Annotated in this window: 14 protein-coding genes; 10 read left to right on the top strand and 4 right to left on the bottom strand. The window is 61.7% G+C overall.

The window, feature by feature from the left end:
• Nucleotides 1-6: 6 nt before the first annotated feature.
• The 8 genes from rplI to BM403_RS11135 all read left to right on the top strand — a co-directional run bounded on the left by rplI (nucleotide 7) and on the right by BM403_RS11135 (nucleotide 12,961).
• Nucleotides 7-453, top strand: a complete 447-nt coding sequence (rplI, locus tag BM403_RS11170) for a 50S ribosomal protein L9 (RefSeq protein WP_003171376.1) — start codon at nucleotides 7-9, stop codon at nucleotides 451-453.
• A gap of 110 nt (nucleotides 454-563) precedes the next feature.
• On the top strand, nucleotides 564-1,961 hold the full coding sequence (dnaB, locus tag BM403_RS11165) for a replicative DNA helicase (RefSeq protein ID WP_012721926.1): 1,398 nt from the start codon (nucleotides 564-566) through the stop codon (nucleotides 1,959-1,961).
• Between the two features lie 96 nt (nucleotides 1,962-2,057).
• Nucleotides 2,058-4,361 (top strand): YgiQ family radical SAM protein, encoded by a 2,304-nt coding sequence (locus BM403_RS11160; protein WP_093542820.1) that lies wholly within the window; start codon nucleotides 2,058-2,060, stop codon nucleotides 4,359-4,361.
• A gap of 220 nt (nucleotides 4,362-4,581) precedes the next feature.
• Nucleotides 4,582-5,505 carry an Ssp4 family T6SS effector gene (locus BM403_RS11155; RefSeq protein WP_093542818.1) on the top strand — a complete coding sequence of 308 codons (924 nt, stop codon included), beginning with the start codon at nucleotides 4,582-4,584 and terminating at the stop codon, nucleotides 5,503-5,505.
• The gene (locus tag BM403_RS11150; RefSeq protein WP_093542815.1) at nucleotides 5,498-5,947 is read left to right on the top strand and encodes a hypothetical protein; all 450 of its coding nucleotides are present in this window, start codon (nucleotides 5,498-5,500) and stop codon (nucleotides 5,945-5,947) included. Before BM403_RS11155 ends, BM403_RS11150 begins: the two co-directional genes overlap by 8 nt.
• 188 nt (nucleotides 5,948-6,135) lie before the next feature.
• Nucleotides 6,136-9,426, top strand: a complete 3,291-nt coding sequence (locus tag BM403_RS11145) for a transglutaminase family protein (protein WP_046033928.1) — start codon at nucleotides 6,136-6,138, stop codon at nucleotides 9,424-9,426.
• Between the two features lie 158 nt (nucleotides 9,427-9,584).
• Complete coding sequence (locus tag BM403_RS11140; protein ID WP_012721931.1) at nucleotides 9,585-12,071, top strand: circularly permuted type 2 ATP-grasp protein; 2,487 nt, start codon at nucleotides 9,585-9,587, stop codon at nucleotides 12,069-12,071.
• A complete protein-coding gene (locus tag BM403_RS11135) occupies nucleotides 12,071-12,961 on the top strand; it encodes a transglutaminase family protein (RefSeq protein WP_043204700.1) in 891 nt (296 codons plus the stop codon). The genes BM403_RS11140 and BM403_RS11135 overlap by 1 nt, the downstream gene beginning before the upstream one ends.
• Nucleotides 12,962-13,007: 46 nt before the next feature.
• Here the strand turns inward: BM403_RS11135 and BM403_RS11130 are convergent, their stop codons facing one another.
• A complete protein-coding gene (locus tag BM403_RS11130) occupies nucleotides 13,008-13,196 on the bottom strand; it encodes a hypothetical protein (RefSeq protein WP_064053970.1) in 189 nt (62 codons plus the stop codon).
• A gap of 332 nt (nucleotides 13,197-13,528) precedes the next feature.
• Here BM403_RS11130 and azu point away from each other — a divergent pair, with 332 nt between their 5' ends.
• On the top strand, nucleotides 13,529-13,975 hold the full coding sequence (azu, locus tag BM403_RS11125; protein ID WP_010213586.1) for an azurin: 447 nt from the start codon (nucleotides 13,529-13,531) through the stop codon (nucleotides 13,973-13,975).
• Between the two features lie 195 nt (nucleotides 13,976-14,170).
• Here the strand turns inward: azu and nadE are convergent, their stop codons facing one another.
• From nadE to BM403_RS11110, 3 genes are all read right to left on the bottom strand, one after another.
• The gene (nadE, locus tag BM403_RS11120) at nucleotides 14,171-14,998 is read right to left on the bottom strand and encodes an ammonia-dependent NAD(+) synthetase (protein WP_064053969.1); all 828 of its coding nucleotides are present in this window, start codon (nucleotides 14,996-14,998) and stop codon (nucleotides 14,171-14,173) included.
• Nucleotides 14,999-15,001: 3 nt separating this feature from the next.
• Nucleotides 15,002-16,216, bottom strand: a complete 1,215-nt coding sequence (gene pncB / locus BM403_RS11115) for a nicotinate phosphoribosyltransferase (RefSeq protein ID WP_012721934.1) — start codon at nucleotides 16,214-16,216, stop codon at nucleotides 15,002-15,004.
• A gap of 229 nt (nucleotides 16,217-16,445) precedes the next feature.
• Nucleotides 16,446-17,336 (bottom strand): LysR family transcriptional regulator, encoded by an 891-nt coding sequence (locus BM403_RS11110; RefSeq protein ID WP_012721935.1) that lies wholly within the window; start codon nucleotides 17,334-17,336, stop codon nucleotides 16,446-16,448.
• Nucleotides 17,337-17,489: 153 nt separating this feature from the next.
• Between BM403_RS11110 and BM403_RS11105 the strand changes: the two genes are divergently transcribed.
• A complete protein-coding gene (locus BM403_RS11105) occupies nucleotides 17,490-18,980 on the top strand; it encodes an L-piperidine-6-carboxylate dehydrogenase (protein WP_093542813.1) in 1,491 nt (496 codons plus the stop codon).
• Nucleotides 18,981-19,139: the final 159 nt, after the last annotated feature.

The following is a 19,139-nucleotide window of genomic DNA, read 5'->3' as shown; positions in this document are numbered from 1 at the left end:
TTTCACATGCAACTGATCCTTCTGGAAAAAGTCGCCAACCTGGGCAACCTGGGCGACAAAGTGAACGTTAAGGCCGGTTACGGTCGTAACTACCTGCTGCCATACGGCAAAGCCACCGCTGCAACCGCTGCCAACCTGGCTGCGTTTGAAGAGCGTCGTGCTGAGCTGGAAAAAGCAGCAGCAGACAAAAAAGCTTCGGCCGAAACTCGCGCTGCCCAACTGGCTGAGCTGGAAGTGACTATCACTGCCACCGCCGGTGACGAAGGCAAGCTGTTCGGTTCGATCGGCACCCACGACATCGCTGATGCACTGACCGCCTCCGGCGTTGAAGTGCAGAAGAGCGAAGTTCGTCTGCCGAACGGCACCATCCGCAACGTAGGCGAATTCGACGTAGCCGTGCACCTGCACGCCGAAGTTGAAGCCACCGTACGCGTTGTCGTGGTAGCAGCTTAAGCAGCACCTAACTGACTGGCACCTCGCGTGTCAGGCAGTTAACATCGGGCACGATCCTGTTTACAGGTCGTGCCTTTTGTTTTTCTACACACCCCTAATTCCAAGTGGCCATGAACGATATTTCAGCTCCTGAGCAATACGATCTGCAAACCGCTGCCCTGAAGGTGCCGCCGCATTCCATCGAGGCCGAACAGGCCGTGCTCGGTGGTTTGATGCTGGACAACAACGCCTGGGAACGCGTGCTGGATCAAGTCTCGGACGGTGATTTCTATCGTCATGACCACCGCCTGATCTTCCGGGCCATCGCTAAGCTGGCCGACCAGAACTCGCCGATCGACGTGGTGACGCTGGCCGAGCAGTTGGACAAGGAAGGCCAGACCTCCCAAGTTGGTGGCCTGGGCTATCTGGGCGAACTGGCGAAAAACACGCCCTCTGTCGCCAACATCAAGGCCTATGCCCAGATTGTCCGTGAGCGGGCCACCCTGCGGCAGTTGATCGGCATCAGCACCGAGATCGCCGACAGCGCCTTCAACCCCGAAGGCCGCACCGCCGCCGAGATCCTCGACGAAGCCGAGCGCCAGATCTTCCAGATCGCCGAAGCGCGCCCGAAAACCGGCGGCCCGGTCAGCGTCAACGACCTGCTGACCAAGGCCATCGACCGCATCGATACGCTGTTCAACACCGATGCCGCGATTACCGGGATTTCCACCGGTTATGCCGACCTGGACGAGAAAACCAGTGGCCTGCAGCCATCCGACTTGATCATCGTCGCCGGCCGTCCGTCCATGGGTAAGACCACCTTTGCGATGAACCTGGTGGAAAACGCCGTATTGCGCAGCGACAAGACCGTCCTGGTGTACTCCCTCGAGATGCCAGGTGAATCGTTGATCATGCGGATGCTCTCGTCCCTGGGCCGTATCGACCAGACCAAGGTGCGTTCCGGCCAGTTGGAAGACGACGATTGGCCGCGCCTGACGTCGGCGGTCAACCTGCTCAACGATCGCAAGTTGTTTATCGATGACACCGCCGGTATCAGCCCCTCGGAAATGCGCGCGCGCACCCGCCGCCTAGTGCGTGAGCACGGCGACATCGCGCTGATCATGATCGACTACCTGCAGTTGATGCAGATCCCGGGCTCCAGCGGTGACAGCCGGACCAACGAAATTTCCGAAATTTCCCGGTCCCTCAAGGCCCTGGCCAAGGAATTCAACTGCCCGGTGGTGGCGTTGTCGCAGCTCAACCGTTCCCTGGAACAACGTCCCAACAAGCGCCCGGTGAACTCCGACTTGCGGGAATCCGGAGCGATCGAGCAGGACGCCGACGTGATCATGTTCGTGTACCGCGACGAGGTGTACCACCCCGAGACCGAGCACAAGGGCATCGCCGAGATCATCATCGGCAAGCAGCGGAACGGCCCCATCGGGTTTATCCGGCTGGCCTTCATTGGTAAGTACACCCGCTTCGAAAACCTTGCGCCGGGCAGCTACAACTTCGACGACGACGAGTAACCCGTCTGCTCAATTCCGACCATTACCGTCGGAATTGGTCAAAATTTGTGCTATATTCCGCGCCCGCGATTTTTCATCTCAACACCGGTCACCGTCATGCAAACAGCCAAGCCGTTATTTGACTATCCCAAGTACTGGGCCGAATGTTTCGGTCCTGCGCCATTCCTGCCGATGAGCAGGGAGGAGATGGATCAGCTTGGCTGGGATTCCTGCGACATCATCATCGTCACCGGTGATGCGTACGTTGACCATCCGTCGTTCGGCATGGCGATCATCGGCCGGCTGCTGGAGTCCCAGGGCTTCCGCGTCGGGATCATTGCGCAGCCGAACTGGCAGTCCAAAGACGACTTCATGAAGCTCGGCGAGCCGAACCTGTTCTTCGGTGTCGCGGCCGGCAACATGGACTCGATGATCAACCGCTACACCGCCGACAAGAAAATCCGTTCCGACGACGCCTACACCCCCGGCGGCATGGCCGGCAAACGCCCGGACCGCGCGAGCCTGGTGTACAGCCAGCGTTGCAAGGAAGCCTACAAGAACGTGCCGATCGTACTCGGCGGCATCGAAGCCTCCCTGCGCCGCATCGCCCACTACGACTACTGGCAGGACCGTGTGCGCAACTCGATCCTGATCGATGCCACCGCCGATATCCTGCTGTACGGCAACGCCGAGCGCGCTATCGTCGAAGTTGCCCAGCGCCTGTCGTGGGGCCACAAGATCGAAGACATCACCGACGTGCGCGGCACCGCGTTCATTCGTCGTGATACGCCTGTCGGCTGGTACGAAGTGGACTCCACGCGTATCGACCGTCCGGGCAAGGTCGACAAGATCATCAACCCGTACGTCAACACCCAGGACACCCAGGCCTGCGCCATCGAGCAGGAAAAGGGCCCGGTTGATGATCCGGAAGAAGCCAAGGTCGTGCAGATCCTGGCCAGCCCGCGTATGACCCGCGACAAGACCGTGATCCGCCTGCCATCGGTGGAAAAAGTCCGTGGTGATGCGGTGCTCTATGCCCACGCCAACCGCGTGCTGCACCTGGAAACCAACCCAGGCAACGCCCGCGCCCTGGTGCAGAAGCACGGTGAAGTCGACGTGTGGTTCAACCCACCACCGATTCCGATGACCACCGAAGAAATGGACTACGTGTTCGGCATGCCTTACGCCCGCGTCCCGCACCCGGCGTACGGCAAGGAAAAAATCCCGGCCTACGACATGATCCGTTTCTCGGTGAACATCATGCGTGGCTGCTTCGGCGGCTGCACTTTCTGCTCGATCACCGAGCACGAAGGTCGCATCATCCAGAACCGCTCCGAAGAGTCGATCATTCGCGAAATCGAAGAGATCCGCGACAAGGTCCCAGGTTTTACCGGCGTGATCTCCGACCTCGGCGGCCCGACCGCGAACATGTACCGCATCGCCTGCAAGAGTCCTGAGATCGAATCCGCGTGCCGCAAGCCGTCGTGCGTATTCCCTGGCATCTGCCCGAACCTGAACACCGACCACTCGTCGTTGATCCAGCTGTACCGCAGCGCTCGCGCATTGCCGGGTGTGAAGAAGATTCTGATCGCTTCCGGCCTGCGCTACGACCTGGCCGTTGAGTCGCCGGAGTACGTCAAAGAGTTGGTCACCCACCACGTCGGTGGCTACCTCAAGATCGCCCCGGAACACACCGAGGAAGGTCCGCTCAACCAGATGATGAAGCCGGGCATTGGCAGCTATGACAAGTTCAAGCGCATGTTCGAGAAGTACACCAAGGAAGCGGGCAAGGAGCAGTACCTGATTCCTTACTTCATCGCTGCCCACCCGGGCACCACCGATGAAGACATGATGAACCTGGCCCTGTGGCTCAAGGGTAACGGCTTCCGCGCCGACCAAGTGCAGGCGTTCTACCCGTCGCCGATGGCCACTGCCACCGCGATGTACCACTCGGGCAAGAACCCGCTGCGCAAGGTCACCTACAAGAGTGACGCGGTGACCATCGTCAAGAGCGAAGAACAGCGCCGTCTGCACAAGGCCTTCCTGCGCTACCACGACCCGAAAGGCTGGCCGATGCTGCGTGAAGCGTTGACCCGCATGGGCCGCGCCGACCTGATCGGGCCGGGTAAGGACCAGTTGATCCCGTTGCACCAGCCGTCTACCGACAGCTACCAGAGTGCGCGTCGTAAGAACTCGACGCCGGCCGGGAGCCACAAAGTGGCCAAGGAAACGACGACCAAGATCCTCACCCAGCACACTGGCCTGCCACCTCGCGGCAGCGATGGCAGCAACCCGTGGGACAAGCGGGAACAAGCCAAGGCCGCGGCCCAGGCGCGCAACAAGCAGGCAGCCAAAGAGCGCACTGATGCGGCCAAGGGCAAGGGCGGCAAGCCTGCGCGCAAGCCGGTCGTGCCGCGTTGAGTCCAGCCTGAACCTGCCAAACGCCAGCCTCGTGCTGGCGTTTTGCTTTCTAGTCGATGAGTAGCCTGTTTGTTAAGGTGGCGGCCATTGAATCGCTATCGGGGGCAAGCCCCCTCCCACATTCGACCGCATTCTCATGCTGGAACTCGGTCAACTGTGGGAGGGGGCTTGCCCCCGATGAGGCCCCACCGGCCACTATTACTTTCAAGGAAGAACACCCATGGGCAACCCCCTGGCCGGCATCGGCATGGACACCAACCGCTCGCAGTTCATGGCGCGCCAGCGCATTGAAAGCCAGATCAACCTGCCGCGCCTGTTCGCCGCCATCGATGCCGACCCCGGCATTGTTGGTGCGGGTGTTGTGTATATCGACGCCGATTTCAACGTGGTCACCCTGCGCGAATTCCAGCCAATCTGCAGCATTGCCCCCAAACGCATTATTTTGCGTGAAGCGCAGAAATACATCGCCCCGGCGCAGTTTGCGCAACAGGTGCAGGACAATCCCCGCGAATCGCGCCTGGTGGGAGAGGCGATCAACACCTCCCTATCCTGTGCAGGCGCGATCCTCGGTTGGCTTGTGGTGCTCAGCGGCACCGTCGCCGTGCCGTTCACGGCGGGCGCGAGCAGCGTGGTGACGGTTATCGGCTATACCGCTGCCACCGCCAGCACGCTTCAGTGTTTTGCCAGTGGCTATCGCGTCAGCAATGAGATCAGTAATCCCGCCAAAAATGACAAGCTCGACAGCTCGGAGTGGTATCAATACACGATGATCGCGCTGGATGCTGCGTCTTTGATCGGGGTCGGTGCCTCGACGTTGACCACGGTAAAACTGGTGCGGTTGAACCAGGCCACCACCGGTAAAAGCGTGAGGGAAGTGCTGCGCGGATTGAACCGGCAAGAGCGTGCCAAGCTGACGAAGGAGCTGCTCAGCATCCAGGATCCGCGCATGAGCGCCAAAATGCTCAAGTTGAAACAGTTGTCCGGCGAGGCGACCAAGCGTTTCACGCCGGCGCAGGTCAAGCATGCAACGGTGACCCAGATACAGGATGCCCTTGGCGCTGCCATCGGGTTTACCGGCAGTGCGCTTTCGGGGAATGTGCGCACCATTGCCGTGGGGTTGTATGAGGAAATGAGCGATGAATGAGCTGCCCAGCATTCGTAGTTTTCTGGCGCACTATTTTCCGGTCTTCATGGGCGCGATTTTCGCGGCCGTGTTTAGCCTGGTGTTTGCGGTGCCTCTGATTGTCGACAGTTATTTCCCACGCTTGCCGCTGGACGATAACCTCCAGTATTCCTTCCTGGGTGGCCTCGCGCTGACGTGGGGCATCGTGCAGTGCAATTTCATGATCGCGCGCGGGCGGCCGCAGTGGGTCTGGCCGCTGGTGATGCTGCTCGCGCTTTGTGTTCTGGCGGCGCTGCCCACTATCGCCTTTGGTCCGCATTGGCTGTCCTATGGCTTGAGCGTGTTGTTCCCCCTGCTGGGATTGCTGTTGCTCAACAGCAGGCGTCACCGCGAAATGCGCCAGAAACTGGTTGAAGTGCGACGGCTGCGCCAAGCCATCATCGCAACGCAAAAAGCGCGCTAGCTGGGTAGATTCACCACTGATCCTCACACGCACGCCACAAATATGTGCGTTACTTGCACCATGGCACCCCCCGCTGGCGCCGTTTTGGTGCTGTACTGCACCGGGTCTTACGATAAAGCGCAACGACGGCCGCTCTGGCATAAGTCTTGCGCGGTTTGTGTCCATGCCCTGGCTCGCAGGAGGCCGCCGTGTCGATTCATGTCGCGTTGCACCACGTTACGCATTACCGTTACGACCGCGCGGTCGAACTCGGCCCGCAGATTGTGCGGTTGCGTCCGGCTGCCCATAGCCGTACGCGGATTTTGTCCTACGCACTGAAAGTGCTGCCCGAGCAGCACTTCATCAATTGGCAGCAAGACCCTCAGGGCAACTACCTGGCGCGCTTGGTGTTTCCGGAAAAGACCGATGAACTGCGCATTGAGGTCGACCTGGTCGCCGAGATGGCGGTGTTCAACCCGTTCGACTTTTTCCTCGAGCCCTATGCCGAAAAAATCCCCTTCCGCTACGCCGCCGATGAACAGCGTGAGCTGGCGCCGTACCTGGAAACCCTGCCGCTGACGCCGAAGTTTGCCGCGTACCTGGCGGGTATCGACCGCACACCTTTGCCGGCGGTGGACTTTCTGGTGGGCCTCAACCAGCGCCTGGCGGCCGATATCGGCTACCTGATCCGCATGGAGCCGGGCGTGCAAACGCCGGAATTCACCCTCGAAAACGCCTCCGGCTCGTGCCGCGACTCGGCTTGGCTGCTGGTGCAATTGCTGCGCAACCTCGGGCTGGCGGCACGGTTTGTCTCCGGTTATTTGATCCAGCTGACCGCTGACGTCAAAGCCCTTGACGGGCCATCCGGCACGGAAGTGGACTTCACCGACCTGCACGCCTGGTGCGAAGTGTATTTGCCCGGCGCGGGATGGATCGGCTTGGATGCCACCTCCGGGCTGTTCGCCGGTGAAGGCCATATTCCATTGGCCTGCAGTCCCGATCCCTCGTCTGCCGCACCGATCAGTGGGCTGGTGGAGCCGTGCGAGTGCGAATTCACCCACGAAATGTCGGTAGAGCGGATTTGGGAAGCCCCACGGGTCACCAAGCCCTACACCGAAGACCAATGGCTGGCGATCCAGGCCTTGGGCCGGCAGATCGACGGTGATCTGCTCAAGGACGACGTACGCCTGACCATGGGGGGCGAGCCGACCTTCGTGTCCATCGACGACCCCGACGGTGCCGAATGGAACACCGCTGCGCTCGGTCCGGATAAACGCCGCCTGTCTGCCGAACTGTTCCAGCGCATGCGCAAGCACTACGCGCCCAAGGGCCTGGTGCACTTCGGCCAGGGCAAGTGGTATCCCGGCGAGCAGCTGCCGCGCTGGTCGCTCAATTGCTACTGGCGCCGCGACGGTGTGCCGATCTGGCACAACAGCGCGTTGATCGCCGATGAACAGCAGGACTATGGTGCGGACGGCGCGCTGGCCGGGCGTTTCCTGGCCAGCGTCGCTGAACGCCTGAAACTGCCGGCGCGCTTTGTGTTCCCGGCCTTCGAAGACAATTTCTACTACCTGTGGCGTGAAGGCGCGCTGCCGCAAAACGTCACCGCCCAGGACCCGCGCCTGAGCGATGACCTGGAACGCGAGCGCCTGCGCAAAGTGTTCGCCCAGGGCCTGGATAAAATCATCGGCCAAGTGCTGCCCCTGGCGCGCACGGCGGCCAATGACCGCTGGCAAAGCGGGCGCTGGTACCTGCGCGACAACCATTGCCGCCTGGTGCCGGGCGACTCGCCGCTGGGCTACCGCCTGCCATTGGCCTCGCAGCCTTGGGTGACGGCGGCGGAATATCCATTTGTGCACCCGACGGACCCTAACCAGGACCAGCCGGAGCTGCCGACCACCTCCCAACTGCAAAGCCACGGCGAACCCGCGCCGGTTGATGAGCGCGTGCCCAAGGTGGACGAGTCCGCCGATTGGCTGACCCGCACGGCCCTGTGCGCCGAAGCACGGGAAGGTCGCCTCTATCTGTTCATGCCGCCCCTGGAACGCGTCGAAGACTATCTGGAACTGGTGGCTGCCATCGAGGCAACGGCCGAGGAACTGCACTGTCCGGTGTTGCTGGAAGGCTATGAACCGCCAGCCGACAACCGCCTGAGCAACTTCCGCGTCACCCCGGACCCCGGTGTGATCGAGGTCAACGTGCAGCCCTCCGCCACCTGGGATGAGTTGGTGGAGCGCACCGAATTCCTCTACGAAGAGGCCCGGCAAACCCGCCTCACCACCGAGAAGTTCATGATCGACGGGCGCCACACCGGTACCGGCGGCGGTAACCACTTTGTGCTCGGCGGCGCGACGCCCAAGGACTCGCCGTTCCTGCGCCGACCCGATCTGCTGCGCAGTCTGATCAGCTACTGGCATAACCACCCGTCGTTGTCCTACCTGTTCTCCGGTCTGTTCATCGGCCCGACGTCCCAGGCGCCGCGTGTGGACGAGGCGCGCAACGATGCGCTGTACGAGCTGGAAATCGCTTTCGCGCAAATGCCCGAACCCGGCGAAGAATGCCCGCCATGGTTGGTCGACCGCCTGCTGCGTAACCTGCTGATCGACGTGACGGGAAACACCCATCGCGCCGAATTCTGCATCGACAAGCTCTACTCGCCGGATGGCGCCACCGGCCGCCTGGGCCTGCTGGAACTGCGCGCCTTTGAGATGCCGCCCCACGCGCGCATGAGCCTCACGCAACAGCTACTGCTGCGCGCTTTGGTCGCGCGCTTCTGGCGCGAACCCTATGCACCGCCGAAGCTGGCGCGCTGGGGCACCGAGTTGCACGACCGTTTCCTGTTGCCGCACTTTATCGAGCAGGACTTCGCCGACGTGATCGTCGAACTCAACGCGGCCGGCTACCCGCTGCGCGCCGAATGGTTCGCCGCGCACCTGGAATTCCGTTTCCCCAAGGTCGGCGACTATGCCGTCAGCGGTATCGAACTGGAACTGCGCCAGGCCCTGGAACCCTGGCATGTGCTGGGCGAGGAGGGCGCGGTGGGCGGCACGGTGCGCTATGTGGATTCGTCCCTGGAGCGCCTGCAAGTCAAATTGACCGGGCTGCCACCGCAACGCTACCTGCTGACCTGCAACGGCATCCCGGTGCCGCTGCACGCGACCGGGCGCGTGGGTGAGTTCGTCGCAGGCGTGCGTTATCGCGCCTGGCAGCCGGCCAACTGCCTGCAACCGACCATCGCGGTGCATGCGCCGTTGGTGTTTGATCTGCTGGACACCTGGATGCAACGCTCGCTGGGCGGTTGCCAGTACCATGTCGCCCATCCGGGCGGGCGCAATTACGACAGCTTGCCGGTGAATGCCAACGAGGCCGAAAGCCGGCGCATGGCGCGGTTTTTCCGCTTGGGGCACAGCCCAGGGAAGCTCCCCGTGCCAAGCCTGGTGATCAACGACGAGTTGCCGATGACCCTGGATCTACGGCGTTTCCCCAATAAAAAAGACTAAACACGATACAAATGTGGGAGGGGGCTTGCTCCCGATTGCGCTGAATCAGCCGATACATGAGTTGACTGACTCACCGCTGTCGGGAGCAAGCCCCCGCCCACATTAGATTTCGGTGAATTTGAATTAAACTGAGCCCCCTTGCCCCTGCCGAGCGTTCCATGTCCGACTTGCTCGACCGTTACCCGCTGACCGCGGGCACCTATCACGAATTGCTGGACGACAGCGGTGCGGTACGTGCCCATTGGCGACGCCTGCTTGACCACCTGCAACGCAGCACCCCCGCGCAACTGGCCCAGCGTCAGGCGTTGCTGACGCGGCAGATCCAGGAAAACGGCGTGACCTACAACGTCTACGCCGACCCCAAGGGCGCCGACCGTCCGTGGGAACTGGACCTGCTGCCCCATGTGCTGGCCGCTGATGAATGGCGGCACCTGTCGGCCGGTATCGCCCAGCGTGCGCGCCTGCTCAATGCCGTGCTCGCCGACCTGTACGGCCCGCAACGCCTGATCAAAGAGGGCTTACTGCCGGCCGAACTGGTGTTCGGGCATAACAATTTCCTGTGGCCATGCCAGGGCATCCAGCCGCCGGACGGTGCGTTCCTGCACCTGTACGCCGTGGACCTGGCGCGCACCCCGGATGGCCGTTGGTGGGTCACCGCGGACCGTACCCAGGCGCCGTCGGGTGCTGGCTATGCATTGGAAAACCGCACCATCGTGTCCCGTGCCTTTCCGGACCTGTACCGTGACCTGCAGGTGCAGCACCTCACCGGTTTTTTCCGCACGCTTCAGGAAACCCTGGCCCGCCAGGCGCCCAGTGATGACCAGCCGCCATTGATCGTGCTGCTCACGCCAGGCCGTTTCAACGAAAGCTACTTCGAACACCTCTACCTCGCGCGCCAACTCGGCTACCCGCTGGTGGAAGGCGGCGATCTCACCGTGCGCGACAGCACCGTGTTCCTGAAAACCCTCAGCGGCCTGCGCCGGGTACACGCGATCATGCGCCGCCTGGATGACGATTTCTGCGACCCGCTGGAACTGCGCACCGACTCGGCCCTCGGCGTGCCTGGCCTGCTCGATGCCGTGCGCCAAGGCAATGTGCTGGTGGCCAATGCCCTGGGCAGTGGCGTGCTGGAATCCCCGGGCTTGCTTGGCTTTTTACCCAAGATCAACGAATTCCTGTTCGGTGAAACGCTGATCCTGCCGTCTATCGCCACGTGGTGGTGCGGTGAAGCACCGGTGCTCGCCGAAGCCCTGGAGAAACTGCCGGAACTGCTGATCAAGCCCGCGTTTCCGTCGCAAAGTTTCGCCCCGGTATTTGGCCGTGACCTGAACGATGAACAGCGCCAGGCCTTGGCCGAGCGCATGCGCGCGCGCCCTTACGCCTACGTCGCCCAGGAACTGGCGCAATTGTCCCAGGCGCCGGTATGGCACACCGTGGATGACCACCTGCAGCACCGCGCCATCGGCATGCGCGTGTACGCCGTGGCCAGCGCCGAGGGTTACCGTGTGCTGCCCGGTGGCCTGACGCGGGTGGCCGCCGAGGCTGATGCCGAAGTGGTGTCGATGCAGCGCGGTGGGGCAAGCAAGGACACGTGGGTGCTGGGTGAACGCGCCGCCGGTGGCGAGCAGTGGCGCGCGCAGCGCGCGATCGGCGCCCACGACCTGGTGCGCCGCGATCCTTATCTGCCGTCCCGCGTGGTGGAAAACCTGTTCTGGTTTGGTCGTTACTGCGAGCGCTGTGATGACAGCGCGCGCTGGTTGCGCATCGTGCTGGCGCGCTATGTGGACGGCGACGATCCGTTGGCCTTGCAAGCGGCCGTCGAGCTGGGTGAAAACCTGCGCCTGCTGCCGGAGGAGGGCGAGTTGCCCGAACGCCTGCTGGCTGCGCTGCTCGGTGACGACTGGCCGTCGAGCTTGCGCGCCAACCTGCAACGCTTGCAGTGGGCGGCATCTCAGGTGCGCGGCAAGTTGTCCAGGGAGAACTGGCAGGCCTTGGTAGAGCTGCAGCGCGAAGCCATGGAGCTGGAAAGCGACACCCCGGACTTTGGCGAATTGCTGGATTTCCTCAACCGCCTGGTGATGTCCCTGGCGGCGCTGTCCGGGTTTGCCCTGGACGACATGACCCGCGACGAAGGCTGGCGCTTCTTGATGATGGGCCGGCGCATCGAGCGCCTGCAATTCCTCAGCAGCAGCCTCGCGGCGTTTTTGCGTGGCGTGGCGGTGTTTGATCAGGCGGGGTTGGAGTGGTTGCTGGAGCTGGGCAACAGCAGCATCACCTACCGCTCGCGTTACCTGGCCGTGCCGCAGTTGATCCCGGTGCTCGACCTGCTGCTGCTGGACGAGCAGAACCCCCATGCGGTGTTGTTCCAATTGAAACTGGTGAGCCGCACCCTGCGGCGGCTCAACGATGATTTCGGCGTGCCTCGGGAAACCGGTCTCGCCCCGTTGATCGAACGTTTGGCGCGTTTCGACCTGGGCTGCCTGGAGAACCCGTTGTTTGGCGAGTCCAGTGTGCGTGCCGCGTTGGATGGCCTGGCGGACCTGCTGCAAGCGGTCGCCGATGAGAGTGGGCAAGTGTCGGATCGCCTGGCCTTGCGCCATTTCGCCCATGTGGATGATGTCAGCCAGCAAACGGTGTCGGTGTGATGAGTGCGCGCTACCAGATTTTCCACGATACCCATTACCACTACGACAGCGCCGTGTCCCTGGCCCAGCAGTTGGCGCACCTGTGGCCTCGGCCGTGCGCCTGGCAGCGCTGCAGTTCGCAGCAGTTGGAGATCAGCCCGCAGCCATCGTCACGTCGCGATGAGCTGGATGTGTTCGGCAACCCGATAACGCGCCTGGCCTTTGAGCGACCCCATGATGAATTGCTGGTGAACGCCGGGCTGACCGTGGAAGTGCTGGCGCGGCCGGCATTGGATTTCCGGCAGTCGCCGCCCTGGGACCAGACCCGCGATAGCCTCACCTACAGCAGCCAGGCCATGTCCCCCGAGCTGATCGAGGCTTGCCGCTACCGTTTTGAATCGCCCTACGTGCACCTGAAAAAAACCTTCGTCGAGTTTTCAGAAAGTTGTTTCCCGCCGGGCAAACCGTTGTTGCTGGGCGTGCAGGCGCTGATGGAGAAAATCTTCAGCGAGTTCACCTTCGATGCCGAAGCCACCCAGGTCGCCACGCCGCTGGTAGAGGTGCTGGAGCGACGACGCGGTGTGTGCCAGGACTTCGCCCACCTGATGCTCGCCTGCCTGCGCTCGCGCGGGCTGGCGGCGCGCTACATCAGCGGCTACCTGCTCACCCAGCCACCGCCCGGCCAGCCACGGCTGATCGGCGCCGATGCGTCCCATGCATGGGTGTCGGTGTATTGCCCGGTGTCGGGCTGGGTGGATTTTGATCCGACAAACAATGTGCAACCGGCACTGGAGCACATCACCCTGGCCTGGGGCCGGGATTTCTCTGATGTGTCGCCGTTGCGAGGGGTGATTCTGGGAGGGGGGAACCATGACCCGGAAGTGCGGGTGACGGTGATGCCGCTGGAATAACGGTTGATTGTGCCGAGCCGGAGGCGCCGGCTCAGCACAAAGGAAATTATTCAGCCGGATCTTTTGGTGTTTCGGTCGCGTCGTTCGTTACTTCAACATCACCCTCAGCATCCGGGTTCAGTGCGCCGGCTTCTTCATCTGCAGCGGCTTTCTTGCGTTGCAGTTTTTCCTCTTTCTTCTGTTCCTTGGCCAAGTCTCTCTGACGTTTGGCGAAGGAGTAATTAGGTTTGGCCATGGGCGATCCTCTAGGGTCGAAGGTGAGGGTGGCGGCACGCAGCTGCCTTGGGACGACATGGTAGCAGCTTCAAGGTGCGCTTGGCCTTCACTTACCGCAGGCGTAGGCAGCCAACAGGCCGTTGAACAGTTGATTGAGGTGCATGGCTCGGACTCCAGTGGGTGATGGGCCGATCATAGGCAGGTGGCAGTACTTTGGCTGGTTGATTGTGTTGATCAGTCTGATAGCCTAAAGTTGTATACAATCTGTTGATTCAGATCATAAGAATTTATGCCTGTATCAGGCACCCTTGTCGCATGACGTATTGTTTAAACCCTGCCTTGGAGATTCACATGTTTGCCAAACTCGTTGCTGTTTCCCTGCTGACTCTGGCGAGCGGCCAGTTGCTTGCTGCAGAGTGCAAGGTCACCGTCGACTCCACTGACCAGATGTCCTTCAACACCAAAGCCATTGAAATCGACAAGAGCTGCAAGACATTCACCGTCGAGCTGACTCACTCCGGCAACTTGCCGAAAAACGTCATGGGTCATAACTGGGTGCTGACCAGTGCGGCCAACATGCAGCCGGTGGCCACCGATGGCATGGCTGCCGGTATTGATAAGGACTACCTGAAGCCAGGTGACGACCGCATCATCGCCCACACCAAAATCATCGGTGCCGGCGAGAAAGACTCGGTGACCTTCGACGTGTCGAAGCTGGCCGCCGGGACTGACTATGCGTTCTTCTGCTCGTTCCCAGGCCACATCTCGATGATGAAAGGCACTGTGACCGTTAAGTAAGCCGACGCCGGTCGAAAAAAAAGCGCCCTGAAGGGCGCTTTTTTGTGGGCGGTCAGTTGAACCGCGTCATCGTTCATCGCAGGCAAGCCAGCTCCCACATTCCACCGCATTCTCATGCTGGAAGCCGGTCAACTGTGGGAGCTGGCTTGCCTGCGATAGCGGTATAACAGTCAACACCAGCCTATCTGGTTCACCTCACGGCGCAAACGGCATGACCCGCTTGTGCTCAGTCTTGCGGTACGTCTCGCAGATAATCTGGAACGCTTCCTCACGCACCGGCTCACCGTGCAGAAAGGCATCGATCTCGGCGTAGGTCACGCCATGGGACGCTTCATCCGGCTTGCCCGGCGACAAGTCTTCCAGGTCGGCCGTCGGAACCTTTTCCACCAGCGACTCCGGCGCCCCAAAGTGCCGTGCAATCGCACGCACCTGGTTCTTCACCAGCCCGCTCAAGGGGGCCAAATCGCAGGCCCCATCACCGAACTTGGTGAAAAAACCCATCACCGCTTCCGCTGCATGGTCGGTACCGATCACCAGCCCACCCGCCGCGCCCGCGATGGTGTACTGCGCCACCATGCGCATGCGCGCCTTGGTGTTGCCCAGCACGAAATCGCGGGACACCGCCGCCTTGCCTTCGAACGCCGCCACTTCATTGGCCAGGGCTTTCACCGCTGGGCCGATGTTCACGGTGTGACGCTCGTCGGGCTCGATAAAGTCCACCGAGGCCTGGGCGTCGAGCTCATCGAACTGGGTTTCGTAGGGCAGGCGCACGGCGATAAAACGGTAGGCCTCATCACCGGTGCTGGCGCGCAGTTCCTGCATCGCGCGTTGGGCGAGCAGGCCGGCAGTCAGGGAGTCGACGCCACCACTGATGCCCAGCACCAACGTTTTGAGCCCGGAATTGCGCAGGCAATCCTGGATAAAGGTCACGCGGCGGGCAACCTCGGCCTCAAGGGCGGCCTGGTCGTTAAACGGCGCTTGGACCTTGAGCTGTTCAGCAATCTCACGCTGTACGGCTTGCATGATTCACTCCTTGCTAGAGATGGCAGGTACTTTGAAAACATGACGCAAATAGGCGACGAAATTCGGGTCGGTGCAGTGGGTCTTGCCCGCTTCATCGGAGATCTTCGCGACGGGCTGGCCATTGCAGGCGGTCATTTTAAGCACGATGCTCATCGGCTCGACACCTGGAATGTCGCAGGTCAGGTTGGTGCCGATGCCAAAGCTCACATTGATCCGACCGCGCAGCGCACGGAATATTTCCAGGGCCTTGGGCAGCGACAGGCTGTCGGAGAACACCAGGGTCTTGCTCATCGGTTCGATGCCGAGCTTGTGGTAGTGGGCGATGGCTTTTTCCGCCCACTGCACCGGGTCGCCGGAGTCATGGCGCAGGCCGTCGAAAAGCTTGGCGAAGTACAGGTCGAAGTCGCCGAGGAACGCGTCGGTGGTAATGCAGTCGGTCAGGGCGATACCCAGCAGGCCACGGTATTCGCGGACCCAGCAGTCCAGCGCGGCGATCTGGCTGTCGATCAGGCGCGGGCCGAGCTGCTGGTGGGCCATGATCCATTCGTGGGCCATGGTACCCAGCGGCTTCATATCGAACTCGCGGGCCAGGTGCACGTTGCTGGTGCCGACAAAGCGCCCAGGGAAGTCATGCTTGAGCACGCTGACCACCTCTTCCTGCACCCGGTACGAGAAGCGTCGGCGCGTGCCGAAGTCGGCCACTTGCAGCTCGGACAGCTCGTCGCTGCTGGCGTTGGCGGTCAGCCAGTCGAACTTGCGGTACAGCTGTTCGCGGGCCTGTTCGAGGATCACGGTCTGGTAGCGGTAGCGGTTGCGCACTTCGCTGACGATGGCCAGCATCGGCACTTCAAACAGGATGACATGCAGCCACGGCCCGCGCAGGCGGATGAACAGCTCGCCGTTCTCGATGCCGGTCTGCACATAACGCAAGTTGAAGCGGAACAGCCCGAGGAACCGCAGGAAGTCCGGCTTCATGAAGCTGATGCGCTCCAGGAAGCCCAATTGATCCGGGCTCAGGCTCAGCTCGGCGAGGCGTTCGATCTGGTAACGGATCTCCGCCAGGTACGGGCGCAGGTCTTCGCTGTTGCGGCAACGAAACTCCCATTCAACTTCCACGTTGGGGTAGTTGTGCAGCACCGCCTGCATCATGGTCAGCTTGTAGAAGTCGGTGTCGAGCAAGTTCTGCACGATGCGATCGGCAAACACACTCTCGCTCATAACGGGAATCTCCAGACAGGTCGGCGATGGGTGCCGACCTTTACGCACAATTAATGAAGGGGCTAGTGGCGCATAGACCTGTAGGGTTTTGCCAGTGATTTTTTCTTTGAAGCCTCTGACGCCATCGGGGGCAAGCCCCCTCCCACACTTGACCGGGTTCACACATTTTGATTTGTGGATGCATTCAAATGTGGGAGGGAGCTTGCTCCCGATAGCGGTATTCCAGGCACTAAATAACTTGCTCCATCATCCACTTCACAAAATCCCGCACCTTGGGCACTTCCGCCGAATGCTCCGGGTAGGCCAGGTAATACGCGTCCTGACTCGGCATCGCATGCTGCCAAGGAATCACCAACTTACCGTCGGCCAATTCCTCCTCCACCAGAAACCGCGGCAGCAGCGCGACACCACACCCTACCTGCGCGGCCCGAATGCACATATAGAAGGTGTCGAAACGCGGCCCGTGATAGCTGTGCTCGGTGTGGAAGCCCTGGCTGGCGAACCAATCATGCCAGCCCTGTGGCCGCGAGGCGTTTTGCAGCAGCACCAGGTCGCTCAGTTGCGTGGGATCGGTGAACGGCTGGGCCGGCAAGCTCTCCGGCGCGCACACCGGCACCAGCTCCTCGCTGAAGAGTTTCAGGCTCTCGGTGCCGGGGCGTGAGCCCTGGCCGAAGTAGAAGGCCATATCGGCCTTGCCTTGCAGCAGGTCGTCCGCGTCCTGCTCGTTGCACAGGTCCAGATGGATCTGCGGATGACGCAGCCGCCAGCCCTTGAGGCGCGGCACCAGCCAGCGCGCGCCGAAGGTGTAGGGCGTGGAGACGCGCAACACTTCGGTCTCGCCGCCATAGGAGCGCAAATAGTGGGTGGACATCTCCACCTGCGTAAGGATCTTGCGCACCTCCACCAGGTACAGGTCGCCTGCCGGGGTCATCTGCAAGCGGCGGCGCACCCGACGAAACAGCAGGTGTTGCAGCAGTTCTTCCAACTGCGCCACCTGCTTGCTCACCGCGCTTTGCGTGAGGTTCAGCTCCTCGGCGGCGCGGGTAAAGCTGAGGTGGCGGGTCGCGGCTTCGAAACACTGCAGGGCAGTGATCGAGGGCAAATGTCTTTTGTTCAGCACGGCACACCTCTTTTTATTCTTTGCATGAATAAACGGAATGATATCTCGCCTAATCGTCGTTTGTTGGCAAGTCTTGGGCCAGCTACAAATAAGGCCTGGATCGCCGTGCGGGCCGCGGCGCAATTTTTTGTTTGCAGATTGAAGGAGTGACCCATGGTTGCCGCATTGCTTGATCGTCTCGGGGTAAACCCGGCGCTGTACCAGTCGGGCAAACAGCCTGTGCATTCGCCGATTGATGGCAGTCGCATCGGCGCCGTGGACTGGGAGGGCGCGGCCGAGGTGGAGCAACAGGTCAGTCGCGCCGAGCATGCATTCGAAGCCTGGCGCAAAGTGCCGGCACCGCGCCGTGGCGAATTGATACGTCAATTTGGCGATGTACTGCGTGAATACAAGGCCGACCTGGGCGAGCTGGTGTCCTGGGAAGCCGGCAAGATCACCCAGGAAGGCCTGGGTGAAGTGCAGGAAATGATCGACATCTGCGACTTCGCCGTCGGCCTGTCGCGCCAGTTGTACGGTTTGACCATCGCCTCCGAGCGTCCGGGCCACCACATGCGTGAAACCTGGCACCCGCTGGGTGTGGTCGGCGTGATCAGCGCCTTCAACTTCCCGGTGGCCGTGTGGGCGTGGAACACCACCCTGGCCCTGGTGTGCGGCAACGCGGTGATCTGGAAACCGTCGGAAAAGACCCCGCTCACCGCCCTGGCCTGCCAGGCGCTGTTCGAGCGCGTGTTGAAGCAATTCGACGGCGCCCCCGAGTACCTGAGCCAAGTGATCATCGGCGGCCGCGACGCGGGTGCCGCGCTGGTGGATGACCCGCGCGTCGCCCTGATCAGCGCCACCGGCAGCACGCGCATGGGCCGTGAAGTGGCGCCGAAGGTCGCCGCACGTTTTGCCCGCAGCATTCTTGAGCTGGGCGGCAACAACGCGATGATCCTCGGCCCAAGCGCCGACCTGGACATGGCCGTACGGGCGATCCTGTTCAGCGCCGTCGGCACCGCCGGCCAGCGTTGCACCACCTTGCGCCGCCTGATCGCCCACGCGTCGGTCAAAGAAGAAATCGTCACGCGTCTCAAGGCAGCCTATTCCAAAGTACGCATCGGCCACCCGCTGGAAGGCAACCTGATCGGCCCGCTGATCGACAAGCATGGTTTCGACACTATGCAGGACGCCCTGGAGCAAGCCCTGAGCGAAGGCGGCAAGGTGTTCGGTGGCAAGCGTCAGCTGGAAGACAAGTTCCCCAACGCCTACTACGTGTCGCCGGCGATTGTGGAAATGCCCGAGCAAAGCGATGTGGTGTGCACCGAAACCTTCGCCCCGATTCTCTATGTGGTGGGCTACAGCGACTTCGCCGAAGCCCTGCGCCTGAACAATGCCGTGCCGCAAGGCTTGTCGTCGTGCATCTTCACCACCGACGTGCGTGAAGCCGAGCAATTCATGTCGGCGGTCGGCAGCGACTGCGGCATCGCCAACGTCAACATCGGCCCGAGTGGCGCGGAAATCGGCGGCGCGTTTGGCGGTGAGAAAGAGACCGGTGGCGGACGTGAGTCGGGTTCGGATGCGTGGCGCGGGTACATGCGTCGCCAGACCAATACCGTGAACTACTCGCTGGAGTTACCGCTGGCGCAGGGCATCACTTTCGACTAAGCCGCTGTCGAAACGCGGTTGAAAATGTGGGAGGGGGCTTGCCCCCGATCGCGGTGGATCAGATGTACATCTGTCGACTGACACACCGCCATCGGGGGCAAGCCCCCTCCCACATTGGATTGGGTTAGCAATTCAGAACACTCGTTGTTTGTTAGGTCT

This window comes from Pseudomonas sp. OV546 (genome assembly GCF_900116845.1).
Taxonomy (GTDB): Bacteria; Pseudomonadota; Gammaproteobacteria; order Pseudomonadales; family Pseudomonadaceae; genus Aquipseudomonas; species Aquipseudomonas petroselini.
The sequence above is the reverse complement of the archived record's forward strand: the minus strand, read 5'-3'. Positions and strand labels throughout refer to the sequence as shown.